Annotated in this window: 16 protein-coding genes and 1 tRNA gene; 8 read left to right on the forward strand and 9 right to left on the reverse strand. The window is 65.4% G+C overall.

All coding sequences use genetic code 11. The features are described 5' to 3' along the window. Positions 1-48: 48 nt before the first annotated feature. The gene (locus tag KK7_RS0108470; RefSeq protein WP_010544215.1) at positions 49-744 is read right to left on the reverse strand and encodes a DNA-binding protein; all 696 of its coding nucleotides are present in this window, start codon (positions 742-744) and stop codon (positions 49-51) included. Positions 745-1289: 545 nt separating this feature from the next. Between KK7_RS0108470 and KK7_RS21515 the strand changes: the two genes are divergently transcribed. The 4 genes from KK7_RS21515 (at position 1290) to KK7_RS0108490 (ending at position 4276) form a co-directional block, all read left to right on the forward strand. Beyond that, positions 1290-2129 (forward strand): 3'-5' exonuclease family protein, encoded by an 840-nt coding sequence (locus tag KK7_RS21515; protein WP_010544216.1) that lies wholly within the window; start codon positions 1290-1292, stop codon positions 2127-2129. An 86-nt stretch (positions 2130-2215) separates the two neighbouring features. Then, positions 2216-2860 carry a hypothetical protein gene (locus tag KK7_RS0108480; RefSeq protein ID WP_138983934.1) on the forward strand — a complete coding sequence of 215 codons (645 nt, stop codon included), beginning with the start codon at positions 2216-2218 and terminating at the stop codon, positions 2858-2860. Positions 2861-2950: 90 nt separating this feature from the next. Continuing rightward, on the forward strand, positions 2951-3490 hold the full coding sequence (locus KK7_RS0108485; protein WP_010544218.1) for a hypothetical protein: 540 nt from the start codon (positions 2951-2953) through the stop codon (positions 3488-3490). 72 nt (positions 3491-3562) lie between these two features. Next, entirely contained in the window at positions 3563-4276 is a 714-nt protein-coding gene (locus KK7_RS0108490; protein WP_010544219.1) for a MobA/MobL family protein, read from the forward strand. Between the two features lie 284 nt (positions 4277-4560). Here the strand turns inward: KK7_RS0108490 and KK7_RS0108495 are convergent, their stop codons facing one another. Then, on the reverse strand, positions 4561-8340 hold the full coding sequence (locus KK7_RS0108495) for a hypothetical protein (RefSeq protein WP_029623093.1): 3780 nt from the start codon (positions 8338-8340) through the stop codon (positions 4561-4563). Positions 8341-8918: 578 nt separating this feature from the next. On the opposite strand from KK7_RS0108495, the gene KK7_RS20390 reads away from it, so the two are divergent. Genes KK7_RS20390 through KK7_RS22520 form a run of 3 tightly spaced genes read left to right on the forward strand, consistent with a single transcriptional unit; the run spans position 8919 to position 9917 of the window. Beyond that, positions 8919-9131 (forward strand): hypothetical protein, encoded by a 213-nt coding sequence (locus KK7_RS20390; protein ID WP_010544221.1) that lies wholly within the window; start codon positions 8919-8921, stop codon positions 9129-9131. 11 nt (positions 9132-9142) lie between these two features. After that, on the forward strand, positions 9143-9601 hold the full coding sequence (locus KK7_RS0108505; protein ID WP_010544222.1) for a hypothetical protein: 459 nt from the start codon (positions 9143-9145) through the stop codon (positions 9599-9601). 1 nt (position 9602) lies between these two features. Continuing rightward, positions 9603-9917, forward strand: a complete 315-nt coding sequence (locus tag KK7_RS22520) for a hypothetical protein (protein ID WP_138983935.1) — start codon at positions 9603-9605, stop codon at positions 9915-9917. Here KK7_RS22520 and KK7_RS0108510 read toward each other — a convergent pair. From KK7_RS0108510 to KK7_RS0108520, 3 genes are all read right to left on the reverse strand, one after another. Further along, a complete protein-coding gene (locus KK7_RS0108510) occupies positions 9914-10558 on the reverse strand; it encodes an SOS response-associated peptidase (protein WP_029623095.1) in 645 nt (214 codons plus the stop codon). The two genes, KK7_RS22520 and KK7_RS0108510, sit on opposite strands and share 4 nt — an antisense overlap. Before the next feature lie 290 nt (positions 10559-10848). Then, positions 10849-10923, reverse strand: a tRNA-Gln gene (locus tag KK7_RS0108515). A gap of 23 nt (positions 10924-10946) precedes the next feature. Continuing rightward, complete coding sequence (locus KK7_RS0108520) at positions 10947-12044, reverse strand: branched-chain amino acid aminotransferase (RefSeq protein WP_010544224.1); 1098 nt, start codon at positions 12042-12044, stop codon at positions 10947-10949. Between the two features lie 70 nt (positions 12045-12114). Between KK7_RS0108520 and KK7_RS0108525 the strand changes: the two genes are divergently transcribed. Continuing rightward, the gene (locus KK7_RS0108525; RefSeq protein WP_010544225.1) at positions 12115-12600 is read left to right on the forward strand and encodes a MarR family transcriptional regulator; all 486 of its coding nucleotides are present in this window, start codon (positions 12115-12117) and stop codon (positions 12598-12600) included. Between the two features lie 128 nt (positions 12601-12728). Here the strand turns inward: KK7_RS0108525 and KK7_RS0108530 are convergent, their stop codons facing one another. The 4 genes from KK7_RS0108530 to KK7_RS0108545 form a co-directional block, all read right to left on the reverse strand. Then, the gene (locus KK7_RS0108530; RefSeq protein WP_010544226.1) at positions 12729-13346 is read right to left on the reverse strand and encodes a hemerythrin domain-containing protein; all 618 of its coding nucleotides are present in this window, start codon (positions 13344-13346) and stop codon (positions 12729-12731) included. A gap of 72 nt (positions 13347-13418) precedes the next feature. After that, positions 13419-14222 (reverse strand): pyrroline-5-carboxylate reductase, encoded by an 804-nt coding sequence (gene proC, locus KK7_RS0108535; protein WP_010544227.1) that lies wholly within the window; start codon positions 14220-14222, stop codon positions 13419-13421. Between the two features lie 2 nt (positions 14223-14224). Then, entirely contained in the window at positions 14225-14734 is a 510-nt protein-coding gene (locus KK7_RS0108540) for a type III secretion system chaperone family protein (RefSeq protein WP_010544228.1), read from the reverse strand. A gap of 112 nt (positions 14735-14846) precedes the next feature. Next, the gene (locus KK7_RS0108545) at positions 14847-15128 is read right to left on the reverse strand and encodes an accessory factor UbiK family protein (protein ID WP_010544229.1); all 282 of its coding nucleotides are present in this window, start codon (positions 15126-15128) and stop codon (positions 14847-14849) included. Between the last annotated feature and the right edge of the window lie 4 nt (positions 15129-15132).

Raw genomic sequence — 15132 nt, forward strand, 5'->3', positions numbered from 1 at the left:
GGGCAAGGGACAGCGGCCGGAAGCTGCTGCGGCAGCTTCCAGCCATGCTCATCGCGGATCAGCGCGATGTACCGGATCGTGCCCTTCGAAGAGCTGGGGCTCGATGCGCAGCATCGAGCCTCCCGCGCTCTCGCCGCCTTCACTGCGCTCCACGGCGCGAACATCGGCGGGCACAGATCGCTCTTCGAACGAGCACCCATTCACCTCAGCAGGTGAAATAGCGTCAGGTCCGACAACCTGGCCGGCTGGCAGGCGTCCAAGGCGCTCCATTGCGGCCTCGAGCGCGGCGATCTGCCCCTTCAGCCCGGCTTCGGTGATGCGCGCGGCGTCAAGCTTCACACGCAGCTCGTCGTTCTCGGCAGTCGTCGCATCACGCTCTGCCTCCAGCGCCTCGTTGAGCCGGTAAGCCTCATCGCGTTCGGCACGCACCCGCTCGAGCTCGATTGCGACGCCAGCAGCGGCTGTGCGCTCCTCCTTGCGGACTAGTTCCGCCCGCTCGTCCGCGGCGGCTTGCACGGCCGCGACGACGCGCGCGATTGACTCCGCAGTCAGGTCTATCACTGGTGCGGGGTTTACCTCCGCAAGCCACCGGTCGAGGTGGCCCTGAATTGTGGTAAGACTTCCAGTCCCCGTCTCCTCCCGTACCGCCGCTGCCGATATTTTCTCAGGCTTAAGCCCCATAGCCACCAAAGCATTTGCAACTGTGACTGTGGTCTCGTACTGAATACCTCTCTTCTTTCTCATTTCGATAACTCCGAGAAGCGTACATACATACGATTACGTACGTACATACAGTTTTGTCGATTCATTCGCTATTGACAGCTTCTGAACCGGCAGCCAGCTTTGACCGCACAACGCTTCTGGGATGATAGAACTATATTTCCAAATCGCTCAGAATTATCTGGGATTGTGTTGCATAAATGCAACTATTAATGCGTGTTTACGACACTCATCGAATTTTTTCGTGAGAAGTCGGAGCGATGATCCATCTATACATCTAACATTACTTACAATAACGTGGAGACATCATGATCTGTGGATTCATGATGAATATACCCGTTCTCCTCCCGTCGGATGGCCGCCATGCGGCACAACCGGGCGTGCCAAGACGTCCGCGCGGTTGACGGGCCACACAGGGGGCGCCGTGTATCGCCGTTCTTTGAGTGTTCCCTGCGAGCCGTGACGGCTCTTCGATCGATTGAAGTGAGTGGAAAAAGGCAGCGCTCGCTGCAGCTCGCGATCGGTCCGCGTCCGCCATCCGGCGGCGCGTCCCCATGTGAGAGAAGACCATGCGCAAAGCGCCATATACTCAACGCACCGAATACAACCCGCACCATGTCGTCGCCTACGACATCGAGACCATCGTCGAGGACGAACCGGCAGACGGCTCCTTCCCGCCATGGCCACGCCACAAGCCTGTTGCCGCGTCCTTCCTGTGCGCCCGTTGGACACCGGCGGGCTACCAGTTCGCCATCGACGCGCTGGTCTGCGAGCCCGGCGAGGAGGCTGACTTCTACGAACAGGTCGACCGGCTGCTGCCGGTCAATGCCACGGGTATCACGTACAACGGCCGGGGCTTCGACAATCGCGTCCTCGCGCTCGGCGCTATGCGTCACCTGCCGGGGGCATCGCTGCAAGGCCTGTCCCGGCAAGCGCGCGCCGGGCGGTACGACGGCACGCACTGCGATCTGGCCGACGCATTTTCCGGCATGGGGGCAACGCGGCCGGTCGCCATGGCTGAGATCTGCGCCGCCCTCGGCATCCCGGCGAAGCTCAGCACCGATGGTTCGCAGGTCGGCACCCTTTGGCGTTCAGGCCAGCGTCGCAAGGTACTCGAATATGTGATGCAGGACTGCGTCTGCACCCTGCTCGCCTGGTACCACTATATCGCGTTCGAGAAGAGCGACGACCGGCTGTGGTATCTGCCGATGGCGGATCTGGCAGCATGGATCGAAGCCGATCCGAACCTCGCGCACCTGATGCCGTTCGTCGACTGCCGGCCGGTGAAGCTGGCACGCCAATGGGCGCCCGCGCTGCGAGCCTCCGCCGCGCTCGAAGATGCCGAGCTTCGCCTGAACCAGCAGCGCGACGAAGCCGCCTTTGCGAGCAGCGACACCGATCCGTTCTGATCGGCCGCGCTTCCACCCTTCCATCCCATCGTCCGCACGTCGCCGCCCGCGGCGGCGCGTGCGCGCACGCCTACGAAAGATCTTTCATGACCACGCCTACCGTTACCACCTGTGTTTCGCTCACCATGTCCCACGTACCCGTTCCCGCGTCTGCAGAGGGAGCGCATCCGGAGGGACGCCACCTCGTCGGTCTCGGCATCCTCGTTGCGCAGCGCGACTTGAGGCGAGGTTGGCGCTTCGAACTGCACGGCCACGCGCTATCCGCCGGCACGCCGGAGGAGGCGCTGCTCGAATGGGCAGCCGACCGGCTTCCCGGCAACGCCACCTTCATTGGCTGGCAGGTGGATCACGGCATGATGCCGATGCTGCTGGACGCCGCAGCGACGGCGAAGCCGGAGATCGCCCAGCACTTCCTCGTGCGGCTGCACCGGCTCCTGTCCGGCGGGGTGGTCGATCTGGCCGTGCCTCGCGGCGGGGCGGCTGCGTCGCCCTTTGCCGATGTCGCGGCGGAGATGGCGATTTCCGCGCCACGCATGGATCTGCCGTCCATCTTCTCGGCCTGGGCAACAGGCCGCTCCGAGCAGCACCGGGCCGACCTTGAGGCACAGGCCCTGGCGCTGTGGCGGGTGTTCACCCGCGACGCGGGGATGGCCGGCCTGTCGGCCGAGGCAGCGACAGAGGACTGGCTGCGCCGCGGCAAGACCGAAGGCTTCGTCTGCGCGACCAGATGAACCGGGACAGAGCATCGGAAGAACGGCGTCCGCCGTGGAGTGGAAAAACGCCTGTCGGCCTGCAGGGCCTTATCAACATTGGAGAAGTGAATGACCGACCTACCCCCGTATCTGGCGATCGCACAGAACTGGACCTTCGCGCTGCGCGTGCTGATGGGATATCCGCGGCAGGCGCCGCCGTTCCACACCATCGGGTGGTGCGCGACGGGATGCACCGGTTCGCTGCAGGAGCCCCAGCTGACGCGCGTTGCCGCCGAACTGCAGCGCGACATGGTGCAGATCGTGATGCCGGCGAACGACGAAGCGCCGCGCGAGCTCGCGCTTGCGGTCCGCGAAGGCATGAACATCCGCTTCCGGGGCCGATTGCGGCTCTATGCCGCCAGCGACAATGCCCGGGTCGAACTGCTGGCCAGCGATCGCCGCTGGTTCATCGGCCCGCGTCACGTCCTGACCAGCGCCAAGCTGCCGCCAAGCCACCGGCGTGATGCAGGCGAGCGCATCGCCCTGCGGCGCTGGCGTCAGGTCTTCGAGCAGCAGCAGTCGCTGCGGCTGGAGGGCAATCTGCTCGTGCCTGCGGGCAGCGGCATCGCCGACAGCCAGCGGTTGGACGACCTGAAGATCGCCTGCTGATCCGCTCCCCCAATTGCCCCCCCCTGCAACGCCGCCCTGCTTCGGGCGGCGTTGCCGTTTCTGGAGACCAACATGACCGACATCACCACCCCGCTCCTCCGTCAGGAGGATGTAGACATCGCCCGCCGCGCCTGGACCAGCTATAGGCGGGAACGACGGCCTGCCTCCGGCCTGCAGTTCAACATCCGGCCGATCAGCGAGGCATGGCGCATCGCTGGCCGCTCACCCGCCTACCGAACCGCAGTGGCCAACGTCGCCTATATCTGGCGCGACAGCGGCCCCGTCGACCAATTCGGCCCCATGCCGCGCGCCTTCAGCGAGCGTCGCTGCGAACTACGGGGGTCGGGTCTGTTGCTGCCAGCCAAGGCGCCCGTCTGGGCGACCGAAGGTTACACCATCTGGCAGGAAGCCGACGCTGCGGCAGAGGCGACGGACGACTTCACCGAGGTTTCGGCCTGGCACGTGGTGATGGAGATCCCCACGGCACTACCATCGAAGAACTGGAAAAGGCTGGCGACCAGCTTCGTCGAGCGGGAGCTTGTGGCCAAGGGGGCGGTCGTGGCCTGGGCGATCCATGCCATGGAGGGCGATGCGGACGACTGGATCATCGCGCCGCACGTCCATCTCGTCGTGACGGCCAGATATTGGCGGCGAGGCGAGAGGCATGGGAAGCGCCATCCTGGGTGGCTCCCGTCATGGCAGGCACACCGAAGGCTCGAGCTTAGCTGGCGGAGGCACTGCGCGCTCGCCGTTGACGCCATGAAAGTGGGCTGGCGGCTGGATTAGGCGTCCGTCCGCCGGCAGGGCGAAGGCGCCGAGCAGACGAGTTCTGGATCCGCGCCTTTGCGTGGATGCAAGCGACAGCAGCCGTTTCGACCAAACCTCGTCGTTCAATTCAATCGCCCTGGACGTCCGCTTCTGACAGAAGCTGCGAATCAAAAGTCCGACAGCGGCCAGTCAGCTTTTTGCCCCATATTTCTCATTCGTACTGCTTCGAAGTTGCTCGCAAGCTGCCCTTCGTTGAAACAAACGGGTGGCGCAGCGTTGTTTAACATTGTCGCTCTTGCTCCTTATTCGAAGAGGCTGTCGTCGGCGCCCTCGCGCTCGTCCCACCGCACGATGTTCGCCTCGAGGCGCTCGGACGCCTCCGCGGCCCACGCGCGCACCGCGTCGCTCTCGTGAGTCGTCATGGCGGCCACCAGCGGCCTCCGGCGGACAAAGCCCAGCGCGAATGACCCGCTTCCGCCGCCAGAGAAGAAGCGGTGCTCGTACGTGCGCAGCACGGCCACTTTGTCCGGGCTCAGCGCCAAGAGCTCAAGGGCGATCGACGACCATTCGAGGCTGGAGCTATCGGCGTGCTTCGTGCTGTACGGGATGAAGTTGGCTAGCTTAACCGCGCGCGTTGCCGGATCCTTGCGGACCCAGTCGAACATGGCCGTCGTGTCGATCTCGATATCCTTAGGCTCGAAGTCCTCGTCGTTGCGGCGCCAACCACCGAAGAAGCCACCGATCAAATGGTCGTTGTCGGACTTGTTGACGATCTCGTCGAGAACGACCCGAGGATGGAGCCGCATGAGCGTGGAAGAGATCGGGCCGACGTTCGGATAGCAGTATGGCTTGTCCTGGGCGGCGATCACCATGGCGCGGCAAACGAGCCTCGCGGCCTCATCGGCGCCGTCTCCGTGCAGTGCGACCTTGGCGATGACGTCGATGCCGTGATCCTGTCGCGCGAAGTCGTCCGAGTAAATTTCCGGCTGGGCCAGAAGGTCGCGTCCAAGATCTACGAGCTTCTTGTCGACTTCCAGTCCGTCCCTCCGGTCGCCGTAGATGCGCATGTGTAGCACCTGCAGCGCCGGAAGCGCTCCTCCCTCATGATCGAACAGTTCCCGTAGGAACCGCGCCAGCGCCGGAGCGGGAATGGTCTTAGTGACCCCGCCGGCCATCAGAAGCGCGAACCGGTCCGGCGCGACCCCGCCGTCCTTCAGCGCGGTCCGGAAGCGTTCGATGGCTGCCTCGTCCAGCGGCACAGCCGTGTGGAGCTCGACGAGATGCTGGCAGAGCAAGGGGTCCTTAACGATTTCGTCCAGCTTGCCGGACACCCAGTCGGGGCTGTGGAACCTGGAGCCTTGCAACACTCCGTCGAGGATCGACGGATCACGCTCTTTCGGCCCGTGCGCCTTGAACGCCCCGTATGCATGACGCCACAGCGCTTCCGGATCTCGCGTCGCACGTGCCAAACCGACGCCGAACTGCCTTGCGCTGTTGAAGCCTCCTCGGTGCGTCGCAAGCGCGAGGTAGGGACCTAGCTCGGTCCCTTCTCGGACCAAGCACTTTCCTGCGGCACGAGAGAGCAGCCCGACGTTGCGGGTGGGGGACTTTTCGCGCCCGCTGGGATGCCAGTGTCTCCACGGTTCACCGAGCACAAAGGCTTCGAAGAGGTCGTGGACCGTCCGAGGGCGCATATCCTGCTCGAGACGAATGAGGGCGCCCCTGTCGGCCTTGTCGTCGCGCCGTTCCTGGGAGTAGAGCGCGTCGTTCACGTTGCGCCAGCCTTCCTCCCAGAACCCGTTGCCGCGAACCTCCCGCATCGCTTCCATGGCGAGATCCGCGAAGTCGGCAGAAACGTGTTCGCGGAAGTGTTGCGCGATCACCTGACGCGCCCTCTCGGCAGGTACGTCCTCGCCGCGGGACACTGCGACGAGACGGTCGTACGCGGCTTTGAACCAAGGCTTGTAGCCGTCCCCATTGTAGGGCCGCCATTCGCTTAGGAGGGAGCGCGCGCCAAACTCGAGGTCCAATGACGAGCTGAAGTGCTTCGAATCCATCATGTGGTCCAGCGCCTCTACGCCGAGCGACCGGACCCTCTCGTCTTTGCTAGCAAGCATCGCATCCAGGGTCGAAAGCCGTTGCGCCTGATTGGCGTGCGTGAAGGAGAGGATCGGCCAAAACCGTTCGAGAAGATGGTTGCGCGCGCGCAGTTCCTCGCGGACGTCGCCATCTGCGAGCGTGAATTCCGTCAGGACGTACACGACGCGTTGGAAGAAGCGGGCGTCGTGCGCGATCTGCACAAGCAACTGCGTGTAGTCGCGGCGCCGCTCGTTCGCCTCGACCAGGTCCTCCCGGTCCGCGCCGGCTAGCCCGCGCTCAATTGCCGCGAGCGCGGCCTCCGGGTTGCACGGCGCGAGGTGCACGAAGGCGCCGCCGTGCACGTCGTCGAGGACACCGGGGCGACCCAGCGGCCCGCCTTCTTCCAGGAGGAGCCGCGCGATCTCCGCGGCCTCCGGGACGTCGTGCAGCTGACCGATCCGGCGGGCGAAGGACGCGAAGAGACGGCGGGGGCCGGAGAGGAATTCATCGATCAGCGATGCCGGATCGCTCTGGCGGACTAAGGGGGCCGCCAGCATGTTAGCGAGCGGTTGCGGCATCACGGCGCGTTGAGGTCCGCGCTTCTGCACGATTCCCCAATCGAGAAAGCGCGCGACGGCCCGGTGGAACTTGGCCGGCGTCGTCTCCGCGATCCCGGCAAGCGTAGCGTACTCGGCGACATGCGTGCCATGGTCCTTCACGTAGAACGCATAGACCAGTGATGCGACCGCGGCACATAGCCGTGCATCCTCGTCAGCGCCCTCGCGTTCGACCTGGAATAGGCGGTCCAGGAGATCGGCGTCGTTCAGCTTGGAGAGGTCGACGCCCGGCCGGCTCGCTTCTGCGATCTTCAGGGCGATACGGGCGTTGCCGCCGGAGAACTTGGCGAGGTGGTCTCGCTCGGCTCGGCTGAGGTGGGAAAAACGCTGCTCGAGGAGGTCGACGAGGACGGTCTCGCTGTTATCAGTCAGCGATACGAGCAGCCCGGCGGTGCCTTCACCGTTGACGTCGTAGTCGATCGTCAGGAGGCTGGCTTGGCTCGTTTCGCGCTTGACAAGCTGCGCCAGTTGCCCGTGTAGCCGCTGCGAGCAGTTGTCGACAACGATGATTGCGGGAGAGTGGCTGGACGCGAGTTGCTCCGTCAGCATGGCGGGGCTGACATCTGGGTTGAGCCCCGCGTCGGCGTAGATCGCTGAGGAGGGCGGCAGTTCGGTACCACCCTGCACGCGTGCATCGAACAACGCCTCGGCGAAGCGGGTCTTGCCCATCCCCGAGAGCCCGATCAGCCTGACTGCGTTTCCCGGCACCGCAAGATGCGCCCGGATGCGCGATATCGCTTCGACGACGGGAACGAATGTCCCGCCGACCTTTGCGCGGCTTGTGTCGTCGAGGACGTACCGACCGCCGGCTTCGGCGGCTCTCGACCAGTTCCCGTGGGGCTCCCAGCCGCCACGCGGCCGCCCGAGCTTCCCAAGCAGCCACGCGGCGATGCCGACGTGACCATTCGTCCATCGCGCGATCCTGTCCGCGCCATAGAAATCGAGCACGATGCGGTCGTTGTTCGGCACGTCCGCGACCGCCTCGCGCATAGCGACGATCCGCGCGTCGTAGGCCGATGCCGACGGATCGTCGGTTGAAAAGATGATGTAGGAACCGCGCCTCCTGGCGAGCTCCGTGAAGATCGACCGCGGCTGGCCGTTGGGCCGCATCTCCTTGGCGATCTTGGCAGGACCCATGGCCTCGGCCTTGGATTGGAAAATGATCGTGCGGCGGGGCAACCAGCCCTTCGGTTTGGGATCACCGGCCCAAGCGATGGACGCGTCTACGCCGCCATCCCCAGCGGTTTGGTTGCCCCCGACTGAAATCCCGGTCGCCGTGATGCCACGCGCCTTGGCCTCCGTGTCCAGCAGATGACGCAGCAGCTCTCGCAGGTCCTCATCGGAAAGGCCGGCGACCATCTCCTTGGTGATGTCGAAGGGGCCCAAGGTTAGCGCTCCCGGCTCTGCGAGCGTGGGGCATCGTCAAATAATTCCAACAGAGTCACCGGAATTGGAGGCGCCAAATCCACGAGATGCGAAAAACGTGCGACTATTGGGAGCTGCGAGAAAGCCATAAGAGCTTTGTGCCAGTAGGAGAAAATGACCGCAATATATCGTTTGCGCAGGACCTGCATAATTGATCCGACATCCGGAAATTAGGTTCCTCGAACTGAAAGCGGACTGACAGCAACCGGCCCATTTGCCGCCGCGCTACTTGTCCAGAAAACGTTCGGTGAGTGGCAGGTTTTAGCGATGCACCTGCCGTTGAACCCGCCCCTGCGGGAACGGCGGGATTGTCCAGTTCAGGCCAGCAGCACATTTTGTCGGCCGCTCCGCAAGACGGCCGAGCCTTCGAAGTCTGGTAGCGGCGCGGATCGATTGACGCGCCTCACCAGACATGGACGGGACGCCGCGTACCCTTGCACCGACCTTTCGAACTCCGTGTCCCTTGCATAATGTTCTTTTTTTGTTCTAGTTGATCCTTGCCGCTCCGGCGGCGATTCGACAGCAATGGGAGCTTCAGCGTGGAGCACGATCTTCAGCTGCGCGCGGCTGCGCGCGCGATCTACGATGCCTGCTATCCGAGCGAGGAATGGGCACCGCTCGGCTTCAACGAGGCCGAACGCTATGCCACCGTTCAATATCGCCAGGCCGTCGGCGCTGCGCAGCAGGCACGCTTGGTGCTGCTGGACAAAGCGGTACAGCCGGGCTTGTTTCCGGAACAGGCGGGCGCCTGAACTGCTGCGCCGTGGATGCGATCGAGCGAACCAACTGGCTGGCGCATCGCTGGCCGGTCGAGCTGGAAACCTTCCCGTATGGCGAATGGACCATCCATGTCGGCAAGGTCGAAGGTCACCGCGTGGTGCAGACCCACTCGCAGACCCAATACGAGGCTTGGGTAGCCGAACAGCGACCACTATGCTTGGCCCGCTTCATCGCCGCACGCCGGGAGCTGCATCCCGCCGTGGTGCTCGTAGTCGCCGGCAACTACCGCCTAGGACGGGTACCGCCGGAGCTGTGGTGCGGCTATGACACGACATTGCTGATCGACATGCCGGCCGCAACGCTGCTGTCCGCCAAGGTCCGCGCGATGTTTCCGGCTTGGCCGGGCGCGCTGTTGCGGGTCGTCCCTCAGGCGCAGCTGCCGTCCCTGGACCTACAGCGCGCGCCGGAAGCCGCAGGTCCCAGGCTGCGGCTCGTCGGCTGACGTGGCGCGCTACGACGCCGACGGCGGTCAGGTCCCGCGCACGCTGTTCGAGGCCGCCGCCTTTCATCGGACCCTTCGGGCTCAATGCCGCGCTTGCGGCAACGAGGCCGTGTTCCATGCCGCCGCCCTATGGTGGTTGTTCCAGCGGCGACAATGGCCCGACCGTCTGAACGATGCCGGCGCTCGCCTGCGCTGCTCGCGATGCGGACGAAGGGGAACGACGCTTGAGCTCACGCGCGACCCACCGACGATCGTTGATCTGCCGCTGCCCAGCGACGTAGCCTGGCGCCGCGCCGTCAGCCGGTTCCGCGCCTAGAAGAGCGAAGGCACCGCCTCCGCCGCCTTGCGCTTCACCCAAGGCTCGCTCGTGCGCTCGGTGACGATCAGCGCATCGGGGAAGCATCGCTCCTGCAGGGCGATGATGTCGTCGAAGCTGCCATGGAGCCAGCGCTCATGCTCGTCGCGGTGGAGCAGCACCGGCATGCGGTCATGTACCGGGCGGATCGCCTCGTTGCAGTCGGTCATTACGCCGGAATAGACCGGCCCCCATTCCGCGCTGTCCCGCCACAAGCCGGCCCAGGCGAAGATCGGTTCGTCCTTCACCCTGAACCAGGTACGGGTCTTGGCACCCTTGGCGCCTTCGGCCTCGGCAAAGCCGGTCAGCGGGATCAGGCAGCGCCACTCCGGCTTGCGCGCCAGGCCCACCCACATCGGCTTGCGCAGATCGGCGATGTTGTTCACGGGCTTCGGCTTCGCCGTGGGGCTCATCGTCTTCAGCCGCAGGGGAAAGCCCCAGACCATCGACTGGACGAGGCGCTGCCCTTCGGCGGCACGAACCACCATCCCGGGGTAGCCGGGGTATACCTCGTCACCCGCATTTGACCCAGCGACGTGCGCGGCGTCAAAGTGAGCGGCCACTTCGGCCACCGAGCGACGAAGGGTGTAAAGGTTACACATAACCTATTTCTAGCCGACGGCCTCGACCCGCAGCAACGTCGACGACGTGAGTTGCTGGCCCTCCAGACCTGCGCATCCTGGCCGAGCAGCTGCGGCGCAGCCGGGCTACGCAGCCATGCAGTTTCCTGTGGATAAGCCGGCCATTGCAGGATGGGGGCTTGCGCCTCGAATCCGGTCGAATCATGGTGTCGAAATCAACGCCACAACAGGGTACCACGGCAGGGTACCACGACGAATTTACCCGAAGAGAAACTCGTTATTTCTCAATAACTTGGGCCAGAAAAATGTACTGGCTGGGGCGGGAGGATTCGAACCTCCGAATGACGGTACCAAAAACCGTTGCCTTACCACTTGGCGACGCCCCAACGGGAAGCGGGCTTATAGAGCCTCAGAAGAGACGTTCAAGCCATCCGTGCGGGTCTTCCACCGTTCCGCGCTGGATTCCGACCAGCTGCTCGCGCAGCTGCTCGGTCAGCAGGCCGGGCCCGCCATTGCCGATCTGGAACTCGAAGCCGGTGCCGCGCACCGCGCCGATCGGCGTCACCACCGCGGCGGTGCCGCAGGCGAAGGCCTCGCGCAGGCGGCCGCTCTTGGCATCCTCGCGCCACTGGTCGATCGAATAGCGTTCCTCGCGCACCTCGACGCCGGCGCCGCGCGCCAGCGTGATCAGCGATTCGCGGGTGATGCCCGGCAGGATCGTCCCCGAAAGCGGCGGGGTGGAAATCGAGCCGTCGTCGAACACGAAGAACACGTTCATCCCGCCGAGTTCCTCGACATAGCGGTTCTCGACCGCATCGAGGAACACCACCTGATCGCAGCCCTGGCGGATCGCCTCGGCCTGGGCGACCAGGCTGCCGGCATAGTTGCCGCCGCACTTGGCAGCCCCCGTGCCGCCCGGCGCCGCGCGGGTATAGTGATCGGACACCCACAGCGTCACCGACGGCGCGCCGCCCTTGAAATAGGCGCCCGCCGGCGAGGCGATGACGAGGTAGAGATATTCGCTCGCCGGCTTGACCCCGAGGAAGGTCTCGCTCGCGAACATGAAGGGGCGCAGATACAGCGAGGCGCCCTCGCCTTCCGGGATCCAGTCGCGATCGGCCCGCACCAGCGCGCGGATCGAGGCGAGGAACAGTTCCTCCGGCAGCGGGGCCATCGCCATGCGCTCGGCCGATTCACGGAAGCGGCGGGCATTTTCCTCCGGGCGGAAGAGTGCTGCGCCGCCATCGGGCAGGCGATAGGCCTTGAGGCCCTCGAAGATTTCCTGTGCATAATGGAGCACGGCGCAGGCCGGATCGATCTGAAGCGGCGCATAGGGCTGGATGCGCGCATCGTGCCAGCCCTTGTCCACCGAATAGCGGATCACCGCCATGTGATCGGTGAAGGTCTTGCCGAAGCCGGGGTTGGCGAGGATCGCCGCGCGCGTATCGCGGTCACGCGGGTTGGTGTGGGCTTCGAATTCGAAATCCAGGATCGTCGCGTCTTCCATCACTCGGTCTTTCTCGTCCCCAGGAGCCTCGGGTTGCGCAGGACTAGGCGCGGTGGCAGAAACGGTCAACATGGCTGCCCCAATTCCTGCGTCCCCCCTCTTCCTGCGCGAACCCGAGATCCGGCGCGGCATCGAATTGCTCTATTTCGGCTATTCGCACCTCACCCGCTCGATCGACGACGGGCTGGCGCGCCAGGGGCTGGGCCGGGCGCACCACCGCGCGCTCTATTTCATCGCCCGCAAGCCGGACCTGACGGTGAGCGAGCTGCTCTCGCTGCTGGCGATCACCAAACAGTCGCTGGGCCGGGTGCTGGGCGAGCTGGCGGAGCGCGGGCTGGTCGAGACGCGCGCCGGCACGCGCGACCGGCGCCAGCGGCTGCTGCGGCTTACCGAGGCGGGCGCGGCGCTGGAGTCGGAGCTGTTCGAGGCGCTGCGCGAAAAAATGGCCGGCGCTTATTCAAGCGCCGGCCAGGGAGCCGTCGGGGGATTCTGGGCCGTGCTCGAAGGGCTGATGCCCGAGGATGAACGCGGCCGGGTGGCGACGCTGGGGCGCTGAGCGCCCGGCATTCCTGAATGCCGTCGTCCCGGCGGAAGCCGGAATCCAGACGCCACGCGCTCAGGGCAAGAACCGAGACGGAGGCTCCAATGGATTCCGGCTTTCGCCGGAATGACGGAAAGGGTCGTTCAGGCGACCTTGAAGCCTTCCTTGTTCATCGCGAGCGTGATCGCCTTGTTCTTTTCCTCGCTCAGCTGGGCGCGGAGTTCGGGGAACAGCTCGTCCTCTTCCTCACGGATGTGCTTTTCCAGCGCAGCGCGGAACTCCTTCACCTTTTCCAGCCACCTGGGCGAGGTGCTCGGCATGTTTTCCAGTTCGTAGAGGAACTGCTTCACATAGCCATGCTCGGCATTGAGCTCGTCCGCCTGCTCGGTCTTGCCCGCTTCGCGAAGCGCCGGATAGATTACGTTCTCTTCTTCGATCGCATGCTTCACCAGCGCGTGCTTGATGTGCGCGAGCAGCATGTTGCGGCGGATCGTCGCCTTGTCGTCGGTCGCCTCGAGCGTGTCGAACGCCTTGAGCACCGCCTTGTGTTCGGCCTTGAGCGCATCGTCCCAATTGCCGGCGAGCGCGCTGGGCGCCTGCACCGCCGCCTTGCGGCCGAGCATCGCGAGCAGGCCCAGCGCCGCGCCACCCGCAACCGCGCCGGCGATCACGCCGACGCTGGTACCGGTGTTGGGCTTCGCCGTGTCCTTGGCCGTGGTCTTCGTCGTGCGCTTGGGTTCGCGTTCGGTCGTCGTAGCCATGTCAGCCTCCGTCGATACTTGAGATCGGAGGCTTAACCGCTCGGAATAGCACGCGTTCCGTAGATGAACGCGCTATTTGCGCGCTTCGGCGGCCATTTCGGCATTGCGCCGCGCCGAGGCGGCCAGCGTCTCGCCCAGCAGCGCCTTCAGCGCGTCGTCGCGATCGAGCACATTCAGCCCCTCGCGCGTCGAGCCGCCCGGGCTGGCGACGCGATCAGCGAGCACCGCAGGGCTCTCGCTCGCCGCCGCCGCCATCAGGCCGGAGCCTTCGACCGTGGCGAGTGCCAGCCGCTGTGCCTGATCGGCCGGCAGACCCAGCGCCGCGCCGGCTTCGGCCAGCGCGTCGACGAAGCGGAACACGAAACCGGGGCCGCAGCCTGCAAGGGCGGTCAACGCGTCGAGCATGGTTTCGCTCGGCACCCATTCGACCAGTCCGAGCGGCCGCATCAGCGTCTCGGCGGCAGCCCGCGCTGCGGCATCGTCGCTCGGCGTGGTAAGACCGACGACGCCCTTGCCGATCGCGACCGGCAGATTGGGCATGGCGCGCACCACGGTCTTCGCGCCCAGCGCCTGCGCGAGCGTCGCGACTTCCACGCCCGCTAGGATCGAAACGAGCAGCGGCACGCCTGCCACCGCCGGAGCGAGCACCGGCGCGACGCTATGGAGTTGCTGAGGCTTCACCGCGAGCACGACCGCCGTGGGCCGCTCGCCCTCCGGCGGCGCGGTCACATGCCGCACACCTTCCGGAATCGCCGGGCTGCCCGGATCGATGACGGTGATCGCGGACGCGTCGATCCCGGCGCCAGCCCAGCGACGGAGCATCGCCCCGCCCATATTGCCGGCCCCGACCAGCCAGATGCGATCGAGCAATGCCATGGTTACGCCTCGCCCTGGGTCTCGATCAGCGCGGCGGCGATCGCCTCGCTCGGGGTCTTTCCGCCCCACAGCACGAACTGGAACACGGGATAGAAGCGCTCGCACTCGTCGATCGCGCTTTCCACCAGCAGCTCGGCCTGGGCCAGCGTGAGCGACGCGCCCTCGTCGCCGTCGATCAGCGCGGCGTGGCGGAACAGCAGGATGCCGGTCGACGACCAGAGCTCGAAATGGCCGATCCACAGCTGTTCGTTGACCAGCCCGATCGTCTCGTAGACCAGCCCGCGCCGCTCCTCGGGCACGCGCACGTCGGGAAAGCCCATGAACTGGAGCACGCCGTCATCCTCGCGCCAGATCGCGCGGAGTTCGTACTGGGTCCAGCTGCCCTTGACCTTGGCGACGATCTCGTCGTCCTCGCGCTCATGCGTCCAGCCGTGCGCGGCGAAATAGGTTTCGAGCATATCGATGGGCGCGGCGGCGTCGCGGTCGAACTCCGCTTCGTCTAGCATGCCCATTCCGCCCCCGATCGTGTAGCCATGCCCGCTCCTGCCAAGCACGCGGACGGGGCACAAGCTTGCGCCTGCGCCCCGCCACCGAAAGCTGTGGACAAGGAAAGACCGGCCAGCGTCACGCGTTCCCTTGCGGCGCGTCGATCGGTGCGGCGCCGCCGAGCTTGGCTTCGAGCGCATCGAGGCGCGCCTTCAGCGCATCGGCCTCGTCGCGCGCGGCCGCGGCCATCGCCTTCACCGCCTCGAACTCGTCGCGGGCGACGAAGTCGAGCCCGCCGATCCATTCGCGCGCGCGCTCGCGGGCGCCAGCCTCGGCCTCGCGCGCCACGCCGGCGAAGGTGCCGGCGGCACCGTTCACCATCTTCACCAGATCATCGAACAGGCGGTTGTCGGTCTGCATGTCA

The sequence above is a fragment of the Sphingomonas elodea ATCC 31461 genome, from assembly GCF_000226955.1.
GTDB lineage: Bacteria > Pseudomonadota > Alphaproteobacteria > Sphingomonadales > Sphingomonadaceae > Sphingomonas > Sphingomonas elodea.

Coding starts and splice junctions, on each gene's coding strand:
- proC (WP_010544227.1), bottom strand. CDS start 14,222: ATGGCATTGCTCGATCGCATCTGGCTGGTCGGGGCCGGCAATATGGGC.
- KK7_RS0108480 (WP_138983934.1), top strand. CDS start 2,216: ATGACCACGCCTACCGTTACCACCTGTGTTTCGCTCACCATGTCCCAC.
- KK7_RS0108540 (WP_010544228.1), bottom strand. CDS start 14,734: ATGGGCATGCTAGACGAAGCGGAGTTCGACCGCGACGCCGCCGCGCCC.
- KK7_RS0108510 (WP_029623095.1), bottom strand. CDS start 10,558: ATGTGTAACCTTTACACCCTTCGTCGCTCGGTGGCCGAAGTGGCCGCT.
- KK7_RS0108470 (WP_010544215.1), bottom strand. CDS start 744: ATGAGAAAGAAGAGAGGTATTCAGTACGAGACCACAGTCACAGTTGCA.
- KK7_RS0108525 (WP_010544225.1), top strand. CDS start 12,115: ATGGCTGCCCCAATTCCTGCGTCCCCCCTCTTCCTGCGCGAACCCGAG.
- KK7_RS0108545 (WP_010544229.1), bottom strand. CDS start 15,128: ATGCAGACCGACAACCGCCTGTTCGATGATCTGGTGAAGATGGTGAAC.
- KK7_RS21515 (WP_010544216.1), top strand. CDS start 1,290: ATGCGCAAAGCGCCATATACTCAACGCACCGAATACAACCCGCACCAT.
- KK7_RS0108530 (WP_010544226.1), bottom strand. CDS start 13,346: ATGGCTACGACGACCGAACGCGAACCCAAGCGCACGACGAAGACCACG.
- KK7_RS0108520 (WP_010544224.1), bottom strand. CDS start 12,044: ATGGAAGACGCGACGATCCTGGATTTCGAATTCGAAGCCCACACCAAC.
- KK7_RS0108490 (WP_010544219.1), top strand. CDS start 3,563: ATGACCGACATCACCACCCCGCTCCTCCGTCAGGAGGATGTAGACATC.
- KK7_RS0108485 (WP_010544218.1), top strand. CDS start 2,951: ATGACCGACCTACCCCCGTATCTGGCGATCGCACAGAACTGGACCTTC.